Genomic DNA, 15024 nt, shown 5'->3' on the forward strand with positions numbered 1-15024 from the left:
GATCATTTTGCCTGGTTTTTTAATTTATCCTGTTAATAAATCAAGATTGTTTATTACCCTCTGACATCTGCGCTAATAAAGCTTCTTTTCACAAATAGCCCTGTACTTATAAAATTGCCGTTATGCAGAATTATCTTAAAGATAACTCAGGCTCCCCTACCCAAACGGAAATAATAATCAAAAGCATTACTACCCGAAATAATCAAACCTTAGCGCCATGAAAAAAATAAATATTTTCAATGATTTAAATATATATATCATAGCGTAAATTGATATTCAGAAAGCGAACGTTCAACCTTAATCCAGCCATCTGAAAATAACTGATTAACTTATATATCAGCAGTAAAGCCTCTATTTATCAGCCGCTATGGGTCTATTTACTGCTGCCTATATCATTGATAGGTGATGTTTTCCAATGCGATGTTGAAAGCTTGCTATACTTATTCCCGTAACCCAAAAATGACAACTCACTGAAGAGGATATTAATGATGAGTACCGCTAAACTGGTGAAAACAAAATCTTCAGACCTGCTCTACACACGTAATGATGTTGATGAAAGCACCAAACTTGAAACCATCAAGATACTTAACAAGTTAGTCACTGAATTCATCGACCTGTCGCTGATCACCAAGCAAGCCCATTGGAACATGCGTGGTGCCAACTTTATTGGCGTGCATGAAATGCTCGACGGCTTTCGCACCGCCATCACCGATCATCAGGACACCATAGCAGAACGTGTTGTGCAGTTGGGCGGTGTCGCCCTGGGTACCGTGCAGGTGGTCAATGATAAAACGCCGCTTAAAAGTTACCCTACCAATATTCATACCGTTCAGGAGCACCTTAAAGCGCTGGCCGAACGTTATGCGGTGGTCGCCAACGATACCCGCAAAGCGATAACCCAGGTTGAGGACGAAGACACAGCCGATATCTTTACCGCAGCCTCTCGTGACCTCGATAAGTTCCTGTGGTTTATCGAATCCAACATTGAGTAACGACCAAAATCTGTACTGCTCCACAATAAATGTTGGCAACAATCAAGATAATGGAGAGCTTCGGCTCTCCGTTTTTTTTTAATAAAGCTGGCTAAATTCCGCCATACCGCGTAAAACGTCGCGACTGTAGGCCATAATCATCCTGCCGGACATGTTCTACCCCCGGTTTGTGCAATGATTGGCTGGATCTTTGTTGCACCATAAAAGCGCCAACACTCCCTCTTGCAGTAGCAATCCTGACTTTCCCATCGTCTGATCGCTCCACAAACAAGCACGAAACCATCAACGCAAGATAAAAAATTAGCATAAATGCGCACTTTTTGTATTACAATGTTAACAAGTACGCCTATTTATCAGCAAAATTGGTCATAGTTTATGCTATGCACCATAATGAGACTCTATCGGGTTGCGTGGCACCATATTGGTGCATGACCAGGCTGCATCGCCCATTTTGTAGAGCAAAATGATAGCTAACCCTTTGAATTAAAAGATTCACACAAAAACGGCATAACTTTTGCTTATCACCCTGCGTAACGATAAAGGGTATGTTTTCCCATAAAATATAAAGGAAATTGCACTTATGAAGTCGATGTTAAAAGTTTCCCTGGCCGCTCTGACGCTGGCCTTTGCAGTTAGCTCTCACGCAGCAGAAGAAAAACTTATCGTGGCAACCGACACGGCTTTTGTCCCTTTTGAATTTAAACAAGGTGACAAATACGTCGGTTTTGATATCGATCTGTGGGCAGCACTGGCAAAAGAAATGAAGGTTTCTTACACCCTGAAACCTATGGACTTTGATGGGATTATTCCTGCTCTGCAGACTAAAAACATCGACCTGGCTCTGGCCGGTATCACCATCACCCCACAGCGCGCCCAGGCCGTTGATTTCTCTGATGGTTATTACACCAGCGGTCTGATCACCATGGTGAAATCAGACAACAAGGACATCAAGGGCACTCAGGACCTGAATGGTAAAGTGGTTGCAGTGAAAAGCGGCACCAGCTCCATTAACTACATCACTGCCAACCTGAAGCCAAAAGACGTTCGCCAGTTCCCGAACATTGACAGCGCCTACATGGAGCTGGGCACCGGTCGCGCCGATGCGGTGTTGTTTGATGCGCCAAATATTCAGTACTACATCAAAACTGCCGGTCATGGCAATTTCAAAACTGTAGGCCCGGCAGTTGCTGGTCAGGACTACGGTGTTGCCTTCCCGAAAGGCAGCCCACTGCGTGATAAAGTTAACGCCGCTCTGAAAACCCTGCGCGCTAACGGTACTTATGCTGCTATCTATAAAAAATGGTTTGATGCCGAACCTAAATAATTGCCGTATTGAGGTATAGCTGCTTTTTGCCATAAAAAGTTGGCTGTATCGCCCGACCCTGCGTGAAATTTTCACCAGGGTCGGCTTGTTTTTATTGATCAGGAGATTAATCCATGCAGTTTGACTGGAGCGTTGTTTGGGCCGCTCTTCCAATTCTTTTCGAAGGCGCCAAGATGACCCTGTGGATTTCTATCCTGGGTTTAGTTGGGGGCGCAATTATCGGCGTCATTGCGGGCTTTGCGCGCGCGTTTGGCGGAGCTATCAGCCGTAATATTGCCTTGGTATTTATTGAGCTTATTCGTGGTACGCCGATCGTCGTTCAGGTGATGTTTATCTATTTTGCCTTGCCAATGATGATCAGTGGTCTGCGTATCGATCCGTTTACCGCTGCGGTGGTAACCATTATTATTAACTCCGGTGCCTATATTGCCGAGATCACGCGCGGTGCCGTGCAGTCTATCAACCGGGGCTTTCGTGAAGCGGGACTGGCATTGGGACTTTCCCGTCGTGCAACCTTGCGTTACATCATAATGCCACTGGCTTTGCGTCGTATGTTGCCACCTTTGGGTAACCAATGGATTGTCAGTATCAAAGATACTTCGCTGTTTATCGTTATCGGCGTAGCGGAACTCACTCGTCAGGGTCAGGAAATCATTGCCGGTAACTTCCGTGCCATGGAGATCTGGAGTGCTGTTGCCGTTATCTATCTGATCATCACGCTGGCACTGAGCTTTGCTATGCGCCGCTTAGAACGCAAACTGAAAATTTTATGATTGAATTTAAAAATGTCTCCAAACACTTTGGGCAAACCCAGGTGCTACACAATATCGACCTGAAAATTACCCAGGGCGAAGTCGTGGTCATCATTGGACCTTCAGGTTCAGGAAAATCAACGCTGCTGCGCTGCATCAATAAACTGGAAGAGATCACCGCCGGCGAACTGATTGTCGACGGACTGAAAGTCAACGATCCTAAAGTTGACGAACGTCTGATCCGTCAGGAAGCCGGTATGGTATTCCAGCAGTTTCACCTCTTCCCGCATATGACTGCCCTGGAAAACGTGGCCTTTGGCCCGATCCGTGTGCGCGGTGCCGGTAAAGAAGAAGCACAGAAACTGGCGAAAGAGCTGCTGGCCAAGGTCGGTTTGTCAGAGCGAGCGCATCACTATCCATCCGAGCTTTCCGGTGGCCAACAGCAACGTGTGGCTATTGCCCGCGCCCTGGCGGTAAAACCCAAGCTGATGCTGTTTGATGAACCTACTTCTGCACTCGACCCGGAACTGCGCCATGAAGTGCTGACCGTGATGAAGGATCTGGCGGAAGAAGGCATGACCATGGTGATTGTGACCCACGAAGTCGGCTTTGCCGAGAAAGTGGCATCGCGCCTGATCTTTATTGACAAGGGTCGCGTCGCCGAGGATGGTCCTCCGGCTGAGCTGATTGCTCACCCGCCAAGTGACCGGCTGCGCGAGTTCCTGCAACACGTATCATAATAAAAAGGCCTCGGTTGAGGCCTTTTTATTGGGCTCTACATAAGGGCCGGTGATTACTTTCAACAACTTAACCAACACTACAAGCAATCAGGAGCAACCTCAAGCACCTGTAGTGTGGACAGTATGTGGACGCTAAAGGCTTACATTACCTTTTAATGGATTAAAGGTAATTGCGTCTTTAAGGAAGTCCGGCGAAAAATGAGCATATGTCATAGTTTGCTTTATAGAAGCATGGCCAAGAATCCGCTGTAGCGTAATAATGTTCCCGCCGTTCATCATAAAATGCGTCGCGAACGTATGGCGTAAAACATGCACAGCCTGACCTTTGGGTAAGTCCGGCTTTACTTCCTTTAATAGCAGCCTGAACTCGGCATAATCTGCTTTAGGAAATAAAAGCCCTGATCCACGCTTCATAGTTTCGTCCGCAATACTTTGTGAGATGGGTACCGAGCGTTTCTTACCGCCCTTAGTCTCCACGAACGTCACTCTATTATTAACGATATGCTCAGATTTAAGATTCACCACTTCCCCCCAACGCCCGCCCGTGCTTAAACACATGAGAGCAACGAGACGATTCTCTCCCTCCAGCCGAGCCAACAACCTTGTAATTTCATCGTTAGTCATAAACGACATGGCTGACTGGGATTCTTTTAGTTTAGCGATGCCACGCAATGGGTGCTCCCCATGATACAGGCCTGCATCGATGAGGAAAGTAAAGACCCCACCCAACAAAACTAAGTTTCGATTGACGGTGGAGGACTTAACACCCTGCGACAAACGTCTGGCTCTAAACATCGTGATTGCATTTTTATCTAACTGAAATCCACAGGGGTCATTAAGGCACCGATTAATCAATTCCAGCTTAACCTTATCCTGATCGCCGTATTTGGCATTTTTGCCGTTGTACAGCCACCATAGCTCTATCAATTCTGATAGGGGGCGCTTATCTGCCGGTTTAGATAGCCATTCTTTTTCGTGGTAGTTAACCGCGACATATTTCTCGAATGCTACCGCCTCATGTTTGCGATCGAACTTACGCCGGATGCGCTTTCCGTTGCGCCCCTGCGGTCTCATGTCCACTTCATAACGACCGTCGTCGAGCTTCTTAATTGACATAGTGAAGCCCTCCAAAATCGACGGAACTGCAAATACTTTGTAACTCTATGAAATGCAAAAAATCATTGTGTAACGTTAGCCAGTCTTTTGGCCGGAGTGCGGCAAGGTTTTGTTGTCTTGCCCATAGTGTGCGAGAACCGGCGCTATTTGGCCGGACTCCGGCGCTATCTCATCCGTCATAAACCACAGTGTGTATTTCATAAATTTTGGATGACTGAGTATTTTCATCGCTGCCTCTGCACTCATTCCCTTTGATCTAGTTTCATAGCTAGACAACGTGCTATAGGGAACGCCGGTTAACTCACTGAATTCCTTCCTATTCAATCTTTCTGATTCACGAATCAGCTTGATCTTCTCTGAAATGTCTATTGACATAATTCCCCCATTGCATGAAACTTTGCAAATCGTAGTAATTACTTGTTGTTTGTAGTAACTACACCATAATCAATTAAAAGCCATTACAGGCAACTAATTGCACTATTGGAGAGGGTAACAGATGAGTAAACAAGTCGTAAGTCTTTCAGATGCACTGCCATATCAAGAATTTGCTAAAGCAATTGGCAAATCGTCGGATGCAGTCAGAGGGATGATTGAAAAGGGAAAATTACCAGTCGTTGAAATGCGCAATCCAGAAAATCCAACTGCACGTGGTGAATCATGGATTTACCTTCCTGCTTGGAACGCTGGCATGAAGTTGGCTTTTGAAAGTCGTCCGAAGGAAATCCGTGACGGTTGGCTAATGTGGCTAGGATTGGGTGAGCCGCAATGATCCATTCAATTAAACAACCGATTTCAATAGCGCCATTGCTTTGGAATAACCAATGCCAGCGTGTATTAGATTCAAAAATCACACATGGTAAAGGTCGCAAGGGCGTGATTATTCGCACCCGCCGCAAAAGCCGTTTGCCTTGCCTTAAGAATGCTTTTTCATGGGGGTCGAAATGACAGTAATCACTATCGCCACTGTAATGAATCAACCCGCCGGTTTACGTGCTGCTGTTGGTGAGCGTTTGGCTCCGGCTCGTTGGGAAAGCTCCTGTGATTTTTACAACAAAATGAGTGAGCGTGAACGCTTAACCGTCTGTTTCCACGCTCAGTTAAAACAGCGTCATTCTGTTATGAAACTGCAAGAAATGAATGAGAGTGACCGAGAGCGTATCGTGTGTGCGATTGATGAGCTGCGTGCTGCCTTTGCAAAGTACCGCAGCCGAGGGATTAGCAAGTCGGGGTTTATTGGTCGCCTTACTATTAGCGAGCGCCGCTCTTTATTCTTTCAAGCTGAATTAAGTGAAGAGGAATTTAGTCAACCTTATTGGCGTATTGACGATGAGCACTGCACATGGCGCGAAGCGCTTTTCCGAGCATTAAGAGAGCTGTTTAGCTTATTTGAAAATGCGCCAACAGTATTAACATCGGTAAGACCTGAAACTTATCTGCACTAATTAAATATAGCCATTTTTTAGAGGCGCTTGATTGCGTCGGAATTCCTATTATCTGGAGTTTAGAAACCTATGTATCAGACTATCGGCCAAGATATGCGAAATAAAGCGAATAACGACACACGAAACTGGATTTTGAATAAAGCGAGAAATGAAGCAAAGGCCGACGCCGCTGTCAGTTTCTCATCCCATCTTGATCGGCTGGCGACCCATGCAGCAGTCAATCACCTGTCTGATATCGAAATTATTGAGCTTCTGCGCCAAGAGTCTGAAAAATTCGACCATGCAGCGCGTACCCATAGTGTAGGGGGCAATCATGGGTGAGTGTCCGCGAGTCATCATCAATGGCGTATACGCCATCATGAAAACTAACAGTACCGATTACATTCTTGCTGACGTAAAGACGGATAAGAAAACACGTCAGGTTTATTACCCGAGCGTTGCAGTTTATTCGAGTGAGTTAAAGCTCACCGCCGACATTATCAATCTCTGCGCTAAGCGCGCTGTATTCCTCAAAACCATCAACAGTATTCGCGAGTTAATGAGCGAAGGGCATCGTATTGCTGAGCTTTGCCAGCAAGCCATTAACCAATTAAATAAAGAATCGGAGCAATAACAATGCCGGATTTAATGGATTTAGTGCAGGAAAGAGAGCTTGAGGTTTTACGTCACCAGATTGCGGCAAGTCGTATCACTGGCGGCATATCTGCGTCAATTTGCGAAGACTGCGACATGCCAATCCCCGCGGCCCGTCGTGCAGCGTTCCCCGGCGTGATGCGTTGTGTCCCATGTCAGGAACTCACCGAGCAGCAGCAAAAACATTTCAGGAAATCATGATGATTAATATTCCGGTTGGCGATAAGTGGGGCATCACCAGTGACAGCTTGCAGTTTATTTTAAACAAAACAAAAGTAGCGCAGTCAGGGACCAAGAAAGGACAAGAGTATTTAGAAGCCGTGGGGTATTACCCGCGAATGTCTCAGCTCGTAAACGGCCTAATGCATTTTCACATCCGCGATTCAGACGTTAAGAGCTTTGTCGATTTGTCTGATGAGGTAGAGCGCATCAGTGCCGTCTGTGGCGAGGCATTTTCACAGGTAGGTGAACTGAGTGCCGGCTGATTCAAGGGGGCAACATGCCCCTACGTCACCCCCTCCATTTAACACCGCCGACAAAGCCCCGTTTGTCGGCGCGTATCCTTGGAACGCCCCACGCCCGGCCATTTCAAAAGAGAGACCGCTTACCCGTGATGAATACCATCAGGGGCAAGATGCCTTATGCAAGATTGCTGCCCTGCCTAACTTCATCGGTGGTATTTTTTCCGGCCGCCATGAATACCTGCTTAAAAACTCTGGGCTGCTGACTGCACATCGTTTTTTACTCAACGTTTTTATTCCGCGTATCTGGCCGCGTATCCAGAGGATTAATGCTAAATATGCGATGAAAACAGACGGGAAAGCCTATCCGCTATTTGTTGATGACATGGCCCGTTTGGCGGGTATGAATGACAAGCAGCTAAAGCAGCTCGCCGCCCGTATTGCAGCCCATCATTTTGTCGGTTACGAAACGCTGAGCGATGCCTATATTAAAGAGCACGGCGGAGAACAAGCCGCTCTTTTCACCGATCGGGCTCAGGCTACGATTTACGGGCAACTAGCCGGTGATGTGCTGGATTTTAACGTCATACCCATGCACTGGAAAAAGTACTGTAAGCGCAAGTTAGATATGCGTTGTGTATTTTCCAGTATTGCCCGTCTGGTTAATGATGAATGGTGGATCCGCCAACTTAAAGCGCAGCGCACGCAGTGGCGTGAATCGCTGCTTATCGCCGCCGGTGAGGTGAGCTTACAGAAATCAGGTTATGCCAGTAAGCAAGCCATCCGCGACGTACGCGCGCGTCGTATGGCAAACATGGAATATCTGAAATCCCGCGAACTGGAGAACGTAGATACCGGTGAGCGTATTGATCTCATCGACAAAGTGATGGCCAGTATTTCCAATCCTGAAATTCGCCGTATGGAGCTCATGAGCACGATCGCGGGCATTGAAAAATATGCGGCCAGCGTGGGTGATGTAGGGATGTTTATCACGATCACCACCCCATCGAAATATCACCCGACACGCATGGTTGGTAAGAAAGAAGACCGCCGCGTTAACTTCAATCACCGCTGGGACGAAGAAGCATTTTCTCCGAAAGACGGCCAGCGCTATCTGGTGAAAATCTGGGGCAAGATGCGCACCGCGTTTAAAGACCACGGGCTAAAGGTCTACGGTATGCGCGTTGTAGAACCTCATCACGACGCAACACCGCACTGGCACATGATGCTTTTCTGCGATCGGGCTCAGCGTCAGGCGGTCATCGATATTATGCGCAGCTACGCGCTGAAAGAAGACGGTCACGAACGTGGCGCACAAAATCAGCGCTTTGAGTGTAAGCATCTGAACAAGGGCGGTGCTGCGGGCTACATCGCTAAATATATTGCGAAGAATATCGACGGTTACGCGCTCGATGGCCAGCTTGACCATGAAACCGGTCAAGCTCTGTCTGATACTGCCGCCGCCGTTACCGCGTGGGCGTCGGTCTGGCGCATCCCTCAATTTAAATCTATTGGCGTTCCTACCATGGGCGCTTACCGCGAATGTCGACGCATCCGTGGCGTTAGCCTGACCGCAGACTTTGACGAGCTTGTAGAGGCTGTGAGAGTCGCAGCGGATGCCGGTGATTTTGCGGCATATATAGAGGCACAGGGTGGCGCGAATGTTCCTCGCAATACGCAGACCGTACGAACGGCCCGCCACGTTATAGACGAGCTCAACGAGTACGACGAAGAGGTGCAGAAAGTCATCGGTATTTTTGCGCCACACCTCGGCGCTGATCACGTCCATGAGACACGCACGACTAAATGGCAAATTGTCGCTAAGTCTGTGGCCGTTGCCCCTCATCCTTTGACTTTAAAAAGCGCCTTCGGCGCGCCTCGGAGTCCTGTCAATAACTGTGGGGAGGTTCAGACAGGACTCGGACAGTGTTTGCCTTCTAAGCCTTCTGAGTATGCCGCAGCGGTGATGAAATTAGTTGAGCGCGGGGATTTGGGTGGAATGAGCCGGACGTCGCCAAGGTGCTGGGAGGTGCTGCAAGACGGCAATCACCAGCAATAAATCGCCAGCAACAAAGCTTTAATCCGTCAAAACCTCGTGAGCTGGCCCCGTCAGCGCGATTAACAAAGAAGGAGCGCGTAAAATTGGTCCGAATTAAACATAATTTGACTCAATACGGCATTTCTCCTACTCGATGGGAGCTTGAGGCGTTAGCCCGTGGAACTGCGATGAGTATAAATGGTAAAAGATTTTCCTATCAAGCATTTGATAAGGAAGAAATCGTTGAGGATATAGGTTGGGGTTGTTATTGATTTCCTTGCTTATTATACAATTTTGAATGAATGGTTTTTTGACAAATACACTGTGTTTTTTACCACTATCCAAAATTGATATTTATTGTTATTTTCTTTCGTTAGTACATACTGTTGCGCGAAATCAATAGTTTCTGTTGTACTGAAGTAAAAAACTTTAAAAACGGCCTATTGACCAATAGTAAGTTAAATTTAATGTGTCCTGTTCTTTGCACATTGATAAATCGTGAATTATTCTAATAACAAGCATATACCTACATCAAATGTATTCATTTAAATGGCTGATTGTTTGGTCATGCAGGTTTAAAGGAGATTAAACCTATGTTACAGCAAGCAAATGCAGTTCAGACTCAACAAGGCGTAGCAGCATCGCAAAATACGCAATCAGAATATCACTATCAGGTTGATATTGGACAATTACCACAATGCCCACCTGCTACTGCTCTAGCATTAAACAAAGACGGTTGGAGGTTTACTTCTAACCCTTTGACTAATAACTGTTTCGCTCCTGCACTTAAAAAAAGTCCGGCGAGGTCTTTCTCTTCTCCTTCTCAGGCTTGCTCTATGTGGGGGCTTTCGATGTATGAATCGGAAGCAGAGGCAAAAGATGCATATGCTAAGTTGAAAAAATCCATAAAAAACATAAAGAAAGTAATTGGTGATCATCTTTCAGTGGGCCAGTTGACCGTTGATGACGGCAAATGTACCCAGACAGGTAGCAATGGACACTTCGATTTTCACCCATTTGTTAATGTACCTTTCACTCAAAAATTTCACATTGTCTGTCAACTGCCATGATTAAATTAAAATCTAAGCGTATCAAGGCTACACATTTCAGCGAGTATACTTGGTTTGCTGATCTAATTGAGTTCGAAGGGCCTCTTCTTAGCCTTTACCGAGGGAGCGGATATAAAGATGCTTTATATTTCTGGTTGGATAACTCAGAACGTGCAAATAGATGGTGTTTCGTACCTGTAGAAAGAGCTGATTTAGATGATTACATTGCTCAGAGAGTTACTCTGAGTGATTTAATATTAAAAAATGATGAAGTTGTTATTTGTAATCATTATGCCGCTACTGATAGGAAAAACTATAACGTTTTGAAAATTGCCGACTTCCCTGTCGAGTATCGTCCGGATGATGACTCATACCTTTATGAGGAAATAGCAACGCAAGATGCTTTAAATTTAAGAGCTGAGCAGACGCAAAGTTTTATGCTTGGTCTTGATAATCAATTGTTTATTGATGACCTATCAATTATTCCGCGTATTTTCCAGCAACTCTATTGTTTCCATTATGGGTTAGCCCATCTTGGTATGACATCTGTGAGGGATGTTATGGGGAAATTGTTAGGTAATTGGACTGGTGGTGCATCTGCTGTAAATATCTTTACAGGTTTAAAAAATATAATTCCTGTAATACATCGGCCTCAGATTGCTTCACTACAGTTCAATTCCCCCGGCCATATCGAGTTGAATTTGTTACCAAATTTAGCACTCAGTATTGAACAGGTTGCTGCAAGGCTTTCAAGCCCGATTCGAACGAAACGAGCTGATGCTTTATATAAAAATACTTACTCGTACTTTAAAGATAATGGTCTTTCGGGATTTGATGATGAAAGGGGGTTGGAAGTCAGAGATATTTCCCCTGAAACATTGGAGAATATAGTTCAGCGGGTTAGGATTTTCTTTAAATGTTTTGGGTGGACAGATTACCACTCGAAATTTAATTTGATTGATGCACACCCACTTCAGCAGTTGAGAGCTGTTTTGGCATACTATCGGCGTTTAAAAATACTTAATCAGTATATTATTGACGATAAGCTTGAAATAGGACGTTCTCGGGTAGTTGGACGGTGAGTATTTCAATAGTGCTGTCTCTATATTATGTGATTAATTTATGAAGCACCTTTGTTATACGGGCATTGACACAGTTGTCATGCTATTTTGAATGCCATTGATAGTGTTTTATTTTTAAAGTATTTGGAGTGATGTGAGTGCTGAGTAAAGTAATTTAATAGCTGCATTTATAGTGCATGATATTGCATTGAATTATCCGTATGCTGTATATCAAGCCGTGCCTCTTCTGGCGCGGTTTTCATTGGGTCGGGCAACTGCATTAAAAGCGACACATAAAGCGGGCAGGCGTGGCGGGGATAGCATTGCGCGCAAAGGGTGTTTGCAGGGTTTTATTCCCGCGCCTGAACGGGCCGTGGTGAGGTTCTCTATTCTTCACGCGATGTTGATGTGCGTCGGCGCTTTCGCGGCGTGTGGTGCATCTGGTGGCCTCATGGCGCAGGTGTAAAAAAGCCGCCCTGTCAGGCGGCGAGGTCATATCTGTTCTGGGTTTATAATTCGTAGTCGGTGAAGCGGATCACCTCCTGCCCTACCCACTGGTTTAATTCCTTCATCCGCTCCTGTAGCGGTACCAGTTCGTTACGCACAAACACCTTGGCCGCTTTCTCAACGTCACCAAAACCACCGGTATTGCTGGGAATAATCCCCATCATCTGCGGCGGGACGCGGTGCGCACTGAGTAAGTCGTCGCGCGTCGCGTTCTTGATGTTAAAGAAATCATCTTTGGTTGCCACTTCGCTGAGCGGGATGATTTTAATCGCGTCGGGTTTGCCGTTCGGCGCGTGATAAAAAATGTTCCTGAAATTCCCGTCGCCTTTCGATTTGCTCATCATGTCGCGCAGTGCCGAGATATCTTCTTTGTTTTGCGCGGGGTCGGTCACGTACATCACGTAGCCCGCGTGCGCGCCGTTCTGGTAATACTTGCGGCGGTATAGCGTTGCCGACTCGTTGAGCCATGCGCTGTTTAAGGCGCTGAGGTATTCGGGAAGGCCGTAAAGCTCCTGATTAATATCAGGCTCTTGCAGATGGAAGATGGTATCCGGTGCAAAGGCGTGCGGTGCGATATAATTTTCGACGAACCAGTAAAGCCCCTCCTCCACGCCGCGACGGGTATATTTGGCCGGTGACGTTTCCAGTCTCAGTAACTGGCCGGAGCGGCTCTGGCGCTGTTCCATAAACCCGTTGCCAAAGACAATATAATCCAGCGCATAGCGGCTGAACTGCTGCTGAGAAAGCAGCGGGTGCGGGATAAAGGTGCTGGCGAGAATATTACGCTTCACGTACATCGGCGAGCTGTGATGAACAGCGGCGCGCATACTCTTTGCCAGCCCCGGAAAGCTGACCGGCGGCTCGTACCACTTTCCGTTATTGATGCACTCCACGTAATTGAGAATGTCGCGGCGATCCATCACCGTGGCCGGTTCATCAAAGCGAAAAAATTCGCTCTGCTGTACGTTGCTGGTCGGGGTGAGTTTCCGGGCTTTGCGTGATTTTTTGCTGGTCATATTAGTGCCATTCAATCGTAGATTTATATTGCTTACCGGAGCCCGCGGTTAGCGGCTCGTTGATGAGCGCGTGCATCGTCGCCCACGCCACGTCGGCGTGGCTGGCTTCTTCGCTGCGACTTGCCACATAGGTGGACTTTGCGCCGCTGGCGGTCATGGTTTTGCGGATAGCCATAAACGACGCGGTGATGTCGCTATAACCGGCGTCATACTGCAAACAACCGCGATGAATGGTGTTTTTGGCTTTCAGCACCATCTCGGTTTTTACTTCTGGTGTGTACTTAATTTCACGCGCCGCCGGGAAAAACTGCCTGACGAGCTGATAGACGCCCTGACCGACGGTGGTCGCATCAATGCCGATATATTCCACATTGTATTTTTCAGTGAGCGCCTCAATCGCTTTGGCCTGTGCGTCGAAATCCATGCCCTGCCACTGGTGGCGCTCCAGAATGCGGAAAATGCCGCCCTGCTGCTCTGGCGGGGCAATCACCACGCATCCAGCACTGTCACCGCCGTTGGCTTCTGACGGGTCGTAACCGATCCACACCGGTTTATCCTCAAACGGGTGAAAGGCGTAGGGGTTGAAGTCCAGCCATTCTTCTAAGCTGTCCACCATGCAGCTCTGCAATTCCTCAAACGGAAATACTGACGCCTTATCATCGACAAATTCACACATCAGCAGGTTTTGATATTCCGACGGGCTGTATTCGAGTGAAAGCTGGTTGATGTCGAACAGGTCGCAACCGCCCGCCAGTGCGTCATCAATCGTGACAATCTGCCGCCACTGGCCGTCAGCACACGTGACGCCCCCGGCTAAATGGCTGTGACTGAGGTCGAGCTGAATACGTTCGTCTTTGTTGCGTCGGCCCTTGTTAAATAGCTCGCCTGACCAGAACGAATAGGCGCTGTGCGTCAGGCTGGAGGGCGTTGAAAAATAGGTAGTCCGCCATTTTTTGTGCAGCGACATCCCGGAGGCGACTTTGCGCAGCTCCTGAAATTTGGGGATCCAGAAATATTCGTCCAGATATAAATTGCCGGTGTAGCTCTGCGCGGTGCGGATATTCGTACCAAGAAAGAACAGGCGCGCCCCGTTAGGGAGCTGCATCGGGTCGCCTTTCAGGTCAACGTCAACCAGCCGGGCAAAGTCGATGATGTAATTTTTAAAGACGTGCGCCTGTGACTTACTGGCCGAAATAAAGATTTGGTTACGGCCGGTTTTCAGCGCATCGAGCAGAGCCTCGCGGGCAAAAAAGAAGGTCGCGCCAATCTGGCGAGACTTAAGAATATTGCGGATACGGTGCTGTAATCCCGCCTGATACCAGCCGCGCTGATATTCGAATGCATCCTCGATAAACACCTCGCCAAGTTTGGCAATGGCTTCATCGCTGAAGACGTTTTTCTCGACCTTCTTGCGCTCCCCCTTGTTGCGGTTTGCTACCGCCGGATTGAGATCCGCCTCGCTGCCCGTCGACATATAGCGGTTCACCCGTGCCAGCCGCTCAATCTGTCGGCCTAACAGGTCAATTTCTTTGAAGTCCTGCCCGTCTTTTTTGCTTTTCATCACGAGCTGGACGACCCGCGCCTCGATGCTGGTTTCAATGCGGGAAATCGGCGCCACGTGGTCCCATTTATCCCGCTGTTTCCAGCTCTGCACCGTCGGTTTTTTCAGGTTCAGCGTCTCAGCGATTTGCGCCACGGAAAACCCCTGCCAGTAAAGCAGGGTGGCCTGCCTGCGCGGGTCACTGATGAGTGTCGTGCCGTTGTTGTCGTTCATGCTTTCGCTCTGGTTGGAAAGAATAAACGCCACGCTACGCACCACAGCAACCCCGCGCATTACGCCGCTGTTGTATCAAAGATCGTCAGACGGCCATCGCTGGTCGTCGGGGCGTTAGC

Annotated in this window: 16 protein-coding genes and 1 pseudogene; 13 read left to right on the forward strand and 4 right to left on the reverse strand. The window is 47.6% G+C overall.

Annotation, left to right across the window (positions count from 1 at the left end; translation table 11 throughout):
* Positions 1 to 488 precede the first annotated feature (488 nt).
* From dps to glnQ, 4 genes are all read left to right on the forward strand, one after another.
* Entirely contained in the window at positions 489 to 992 is a 504-nt protein-coding gene (gene dps / locus GW590_RS09970; protein ID WP_169402951.1) for a DNA starvation/stationary phase protection protein Dps, read from the forward strand.
* Positions 993 to 1572: 580 nt separating this feature from the next.
* Positions 1573 to 2316, forward strand: coding sequence for a glutamine ABC transporter substrate-binding protein GlnH (gene glnH / locus GW590_RS09975; RefSeq protein WP_169402877.1), 744 nt, complete (start codon positions 1573 to 1575; stop codon positions 2314 to 2316).
* A 113-nt stretch (positions 2317 to 2429) separates the two neighbouring features.
* Positions 2430 to 3089 carry a glutamine ABC transporter permease GlnP gene (glnP, locus tag GW590_RS09980; protein ID WP_169402878.1) on the forward strand — a complete coding sequence of 220 codons (660 nt, stop codon included), beginning with the start codon at positions 2430 to 2432 and terminating at the stop codon, positions 3087 to 3089.
* Positions 3086 to 3808: a glutamine ABC transporter ATP-binding protein GlnQ gene (gene glnQ, locus GW590_RS09985; RefSeq protein ID WP_169402879.1), complete on the forward strand. Its 723-nt coding sequence runs from the start codon at positions 3086 to 3088 to the stop codon at positions 3806 to 3808. Before glnP ends, glnQ begins: the two co-directional genes overlap by 4 nt.
* A 132-nt stretch (positions 3809 to 3940) precedes the next feature.
* On the opposite strand, the gene GW590_RS09990 is transcribed toward glnQ, so the two are convergent.
* Positions 3941 to 4924 (reverse strand): phage integrase, encoded by a 984-nt coding sequence (locus tag GW590_RS09990; protein WP_169402880.1) that lies wholly within the window; start codon positions 4922 to 4924, stop codon positions 3941 to 3943.
* A 75-nt stretch (positions 4925 to 4999) separates the two neighbouring features.
* Positions 5000 to 5299: a helix-turn-helix domain-containing protein gene (locus GW590_RS09995; RefSeq protein ID WP_169402881.1), complete on the reverse strand. Its 300-nt coding sequence runs from the start codon at positions 5297 to 5299 to the stop codon at positions 5000 to 5002.
* Positions 5300 to 5420: 121 nt separating this feature from the next.
* On the opposite strand from GW590_RS09995, the gene GW590_RS10000 reads away from it, so the two are divergent.
* The 9 genes and pseudogenes from GW590_RS10000 to GW590_RS10040 all read left to right on the forward strand — a co-directional run bounded on the left by GW590_RS10000 (position 5421) and on the right by GW590_RS10040 (position 11629).
* Positions 5421 to 5693 (forward strand): Cox family DNA-binding protein, encoded by a 273-nt coding sequence (locus tag GW590_RS10000; RefSeq protein WP_169402882.1) that lies wholly within the window; start codon positions 5421 to 5423, stop codon positions 5691 to 5693.
* A gap of 172 nt (positions 5694 to 5865) precedes the next feature.
* Positions 5866 to 6366 carry a replication protein B gene (locus tag GW590_RS10005; protein ID WP_169402883.1) on the forward strand — a complete coding sequence of 167 codons (501 nt, stop codon included), beginning with the start codon at positions 5866 to 5868 and terminating at the stop codon, positions 6364 to 6366.
* A 69-nt stretch (positions 6367 to 6435) separates the two neighbouring features.
* Positions 6436 to 6687 (forward strand): DUF2732 family protein, encoded by a 252-nt coding sequence (locus GW590_RS10010; protein ID WP_169402884.1) that lies wholly within the window; start codon positions 6436 to 6438, stop codon positions 6685 to 6687.
* Positions 6680 to 6979: a DUF5405 family protein gene (locus tag GW590_RS10015; RefSeq protein WP_169402885.1), complete on the forward strand. Its 300-nt coding sequence runs from the start codon at positions 6680 to 6682 to the stop codon at positions 6977 to 6979. The genes GW590_RS10010 and GW590_RS10015 overlap by 8 nt, the downstream gene beginning before the upstream one ends.
* 2 nt (positions 6980 to 6981) lie before the next feature.
* Positions 6982 to 7200, forward strand: coding sequence for a TraR/DksA family transcriptional regulator (locus GW590_RS10020; RefSeq protein ID WP_169402886.1), 219 nt, complete (start codon positions 6982 to 6984; stop codon positions 7198 to 7200).
* A complete protein-coding gene (locus tag GW590_RS10025; RefSeq protein ID WP_211186697.1) occupies positions 7197 to 7484 on the forward strand; it encodes a DUF5405 family protein in 288 nt (95 codons plus the stop codon). The genes GW590_RS10020 and GW590_RS10025 overlap by 4 nt, the downstream gene beginning before the upstream one ends.
* Positions 7474 to 9770: pseudogene (locus GW590_RS10030) on the forward strand (replication endonuclease). Before GW590_RS10025 ends, GW590_RS10030 begins: the two are co-directional and overlap by 11 nt.
* Before the next feature lie 321 nt (positions 9771 to 10091).
* Entirely contained in the window at positions 10092 to 10568 is a 477-nt protein-coding gene (locus tag GW590_RS10035) for a hypothetical protein (RefSeq protein ID WP_169402887.1), read from the forward strand.
* Positions 10565 to 11629 carry a hypothetical protein gene (locus GW590_RS10040; RefSeq protein ID WP_235955901.1) on the forward strand — a complete coding sequence of 355 codons (1065 nt, stop codon included), beginning with the start codon at positions 10565 to 10567 and terminating at the stop codon, positions 11627 to 11629. The genes GW590_RS10035 and GW590_RS10040 overlap by 4 nt, the downstream gene beginning before the upstream one ends.
* A gap of 488 nt (positions 11630 to 12117) precedes the next feature.
* Here the strand turns inward: GW590_RS10040 and GW590_RS10045 are convergent, their stop codons facing one another.
* Together GW590_RS10045 and GW590_RS10050 are read right to left on the reverse strand one after the other, a co-directional pair.
* Positions 12118 to 13131, reverse strand: coding sequence for a phage portal protein (locus tag GW590_RS10045; RefSeq protein WP_169402888.1), 1014 nt, complete (start codon positions 13129 to 13131; stop codon positions 12118 to 12120).
* Between the two features lies 1 nt (position 13132).
* A complete protein-coding gene (locus GW590_RS10050) occupies positions 13133 to 14905 on the reverse strand; it encodes a terminase ATPase subunit family protein (protein ID WP_169402954.1) in 1773 nt (590 codons plus the stop codon).
* Between the last annotated feature and the right edge of the window lie 119 nt (positions 14906 to 15024).

It is taken from the genome of Rouxiella aceris, assembly GCF_012933545.1.
Lineage (GTDB): Bacteria > Pseudomonadota > Gammaproteobacteria > Enterobacterales > Enterobacteriaceae > Rouxiella > Rouxiella aceris.

Bases quoted from the DNA above. Each gene is read 5' to 3' on its own strand.
- dps (WP_169402951.1), top strand. From the start codon at position 489: ATGAGTACCGCTAAACTGGTGAAAACAAAATCTTCAGACCTGCTCTAC.
- glnH (WP_169402877.1), top strand. From the start codon at position 1,573: ATGAAGTCGATGTTAAAAGTTTCCCTGGCCGCTCTGACGCTGGCCTTT.
- glnP (WP_169402878.1), top strand. From the start codon at position 2,430: ATGCAGTTTGACTGGAGCGTTGTTTGGGCCGCTCTTCCAATTCTTTTC.
- glnQ (WP_169402879.1), top strand. From the start codon at position 3,086: ATGATTGAATTTAAAAATGTCTCCAAACACTTTGGGCAAACCCAGGTG.
- GW590_RS09990 (WP_169402880.1), bottom strand. From the start codon at position 4,924: ATGTCAATTAAGAAGCTCGACGACGGTCGTTATGAAGTGGACATGAGA.
- GW590_RS09995 (WP_169402881.1), bottom strand. From the start codon at position 5,299: ATGTCAATAGACATTTCAGAGAAGATCAAGCTGATTCGTGAATCAGAA.
- GW590_RS10000 (WP_169402882.1), top strand. From the start codon at position 5,421: ATGAGTAAACAAGTCGTAAGTCTTTCAGATGCACTGCCATATCAAGAA.
- GW590_RS10005 (WP_169402883.1), top strand. From the start codon at position 5,866: ATGACAGTAATCACTATCGCCACTGTAATGAATCAACCCGCCGGTTTA.
- GW590_RS10010 (WP_169402884.1), top strand. From the start codon at position 6,436: ATGTATCAGACTATCGGCCAAGATATGCGAAATAAAGCGAATAACGAC.
- GW590_RS10015 (WP_169402885.1), top strand. From the start codon at position 6,680: ATGGGTGAGTGTCCGCGAGTCATCATCAATGGCGTATACGCCATCATG.
- GW590_RS10020 (WP_169402886.1), top strand. From the start codon at position 6,982: ATGCCGGATTTAATGGATTTAGTGCAGGAAAGAGAGCTTGAGGTTTTA.
- GW590_RS10025 (WP_211186697.1), top strand. From the start codon at position 7,197: ATGATGATTAATATTCCGGTTGGCGATAAGTGGGGCATCACCAGTGAC.
- GW590_RS10035 (WP_169402887.1), top strand. From the start codon at position 10,092: ATGTTACAGCAAGCAAATGCAGTTCAGACTCAACAAGGCGTAGCAGCA.
- GW590_RS10040 (WP_235955901.1), top strand. From the start codon at position 10,565: ATGATTAAATTAAAATCTAAGCGTATCAAGGCTACACATTTCAGCGAG.
- GW590_RS10045 (WP_169402888.1), bottom strand. From the start codon at position 13,131: ATGACCAGCAAAAAATCACGCAAAGCCCGGAAACTCACCCCGACCAGC.
- GW590_RS10050 (WP_169402954.1), bottom strand. From the start codon at position 14,905: ATGAACGACAACAACGGCACGACACTCATCAGTGACCCGCGCAGGCAG.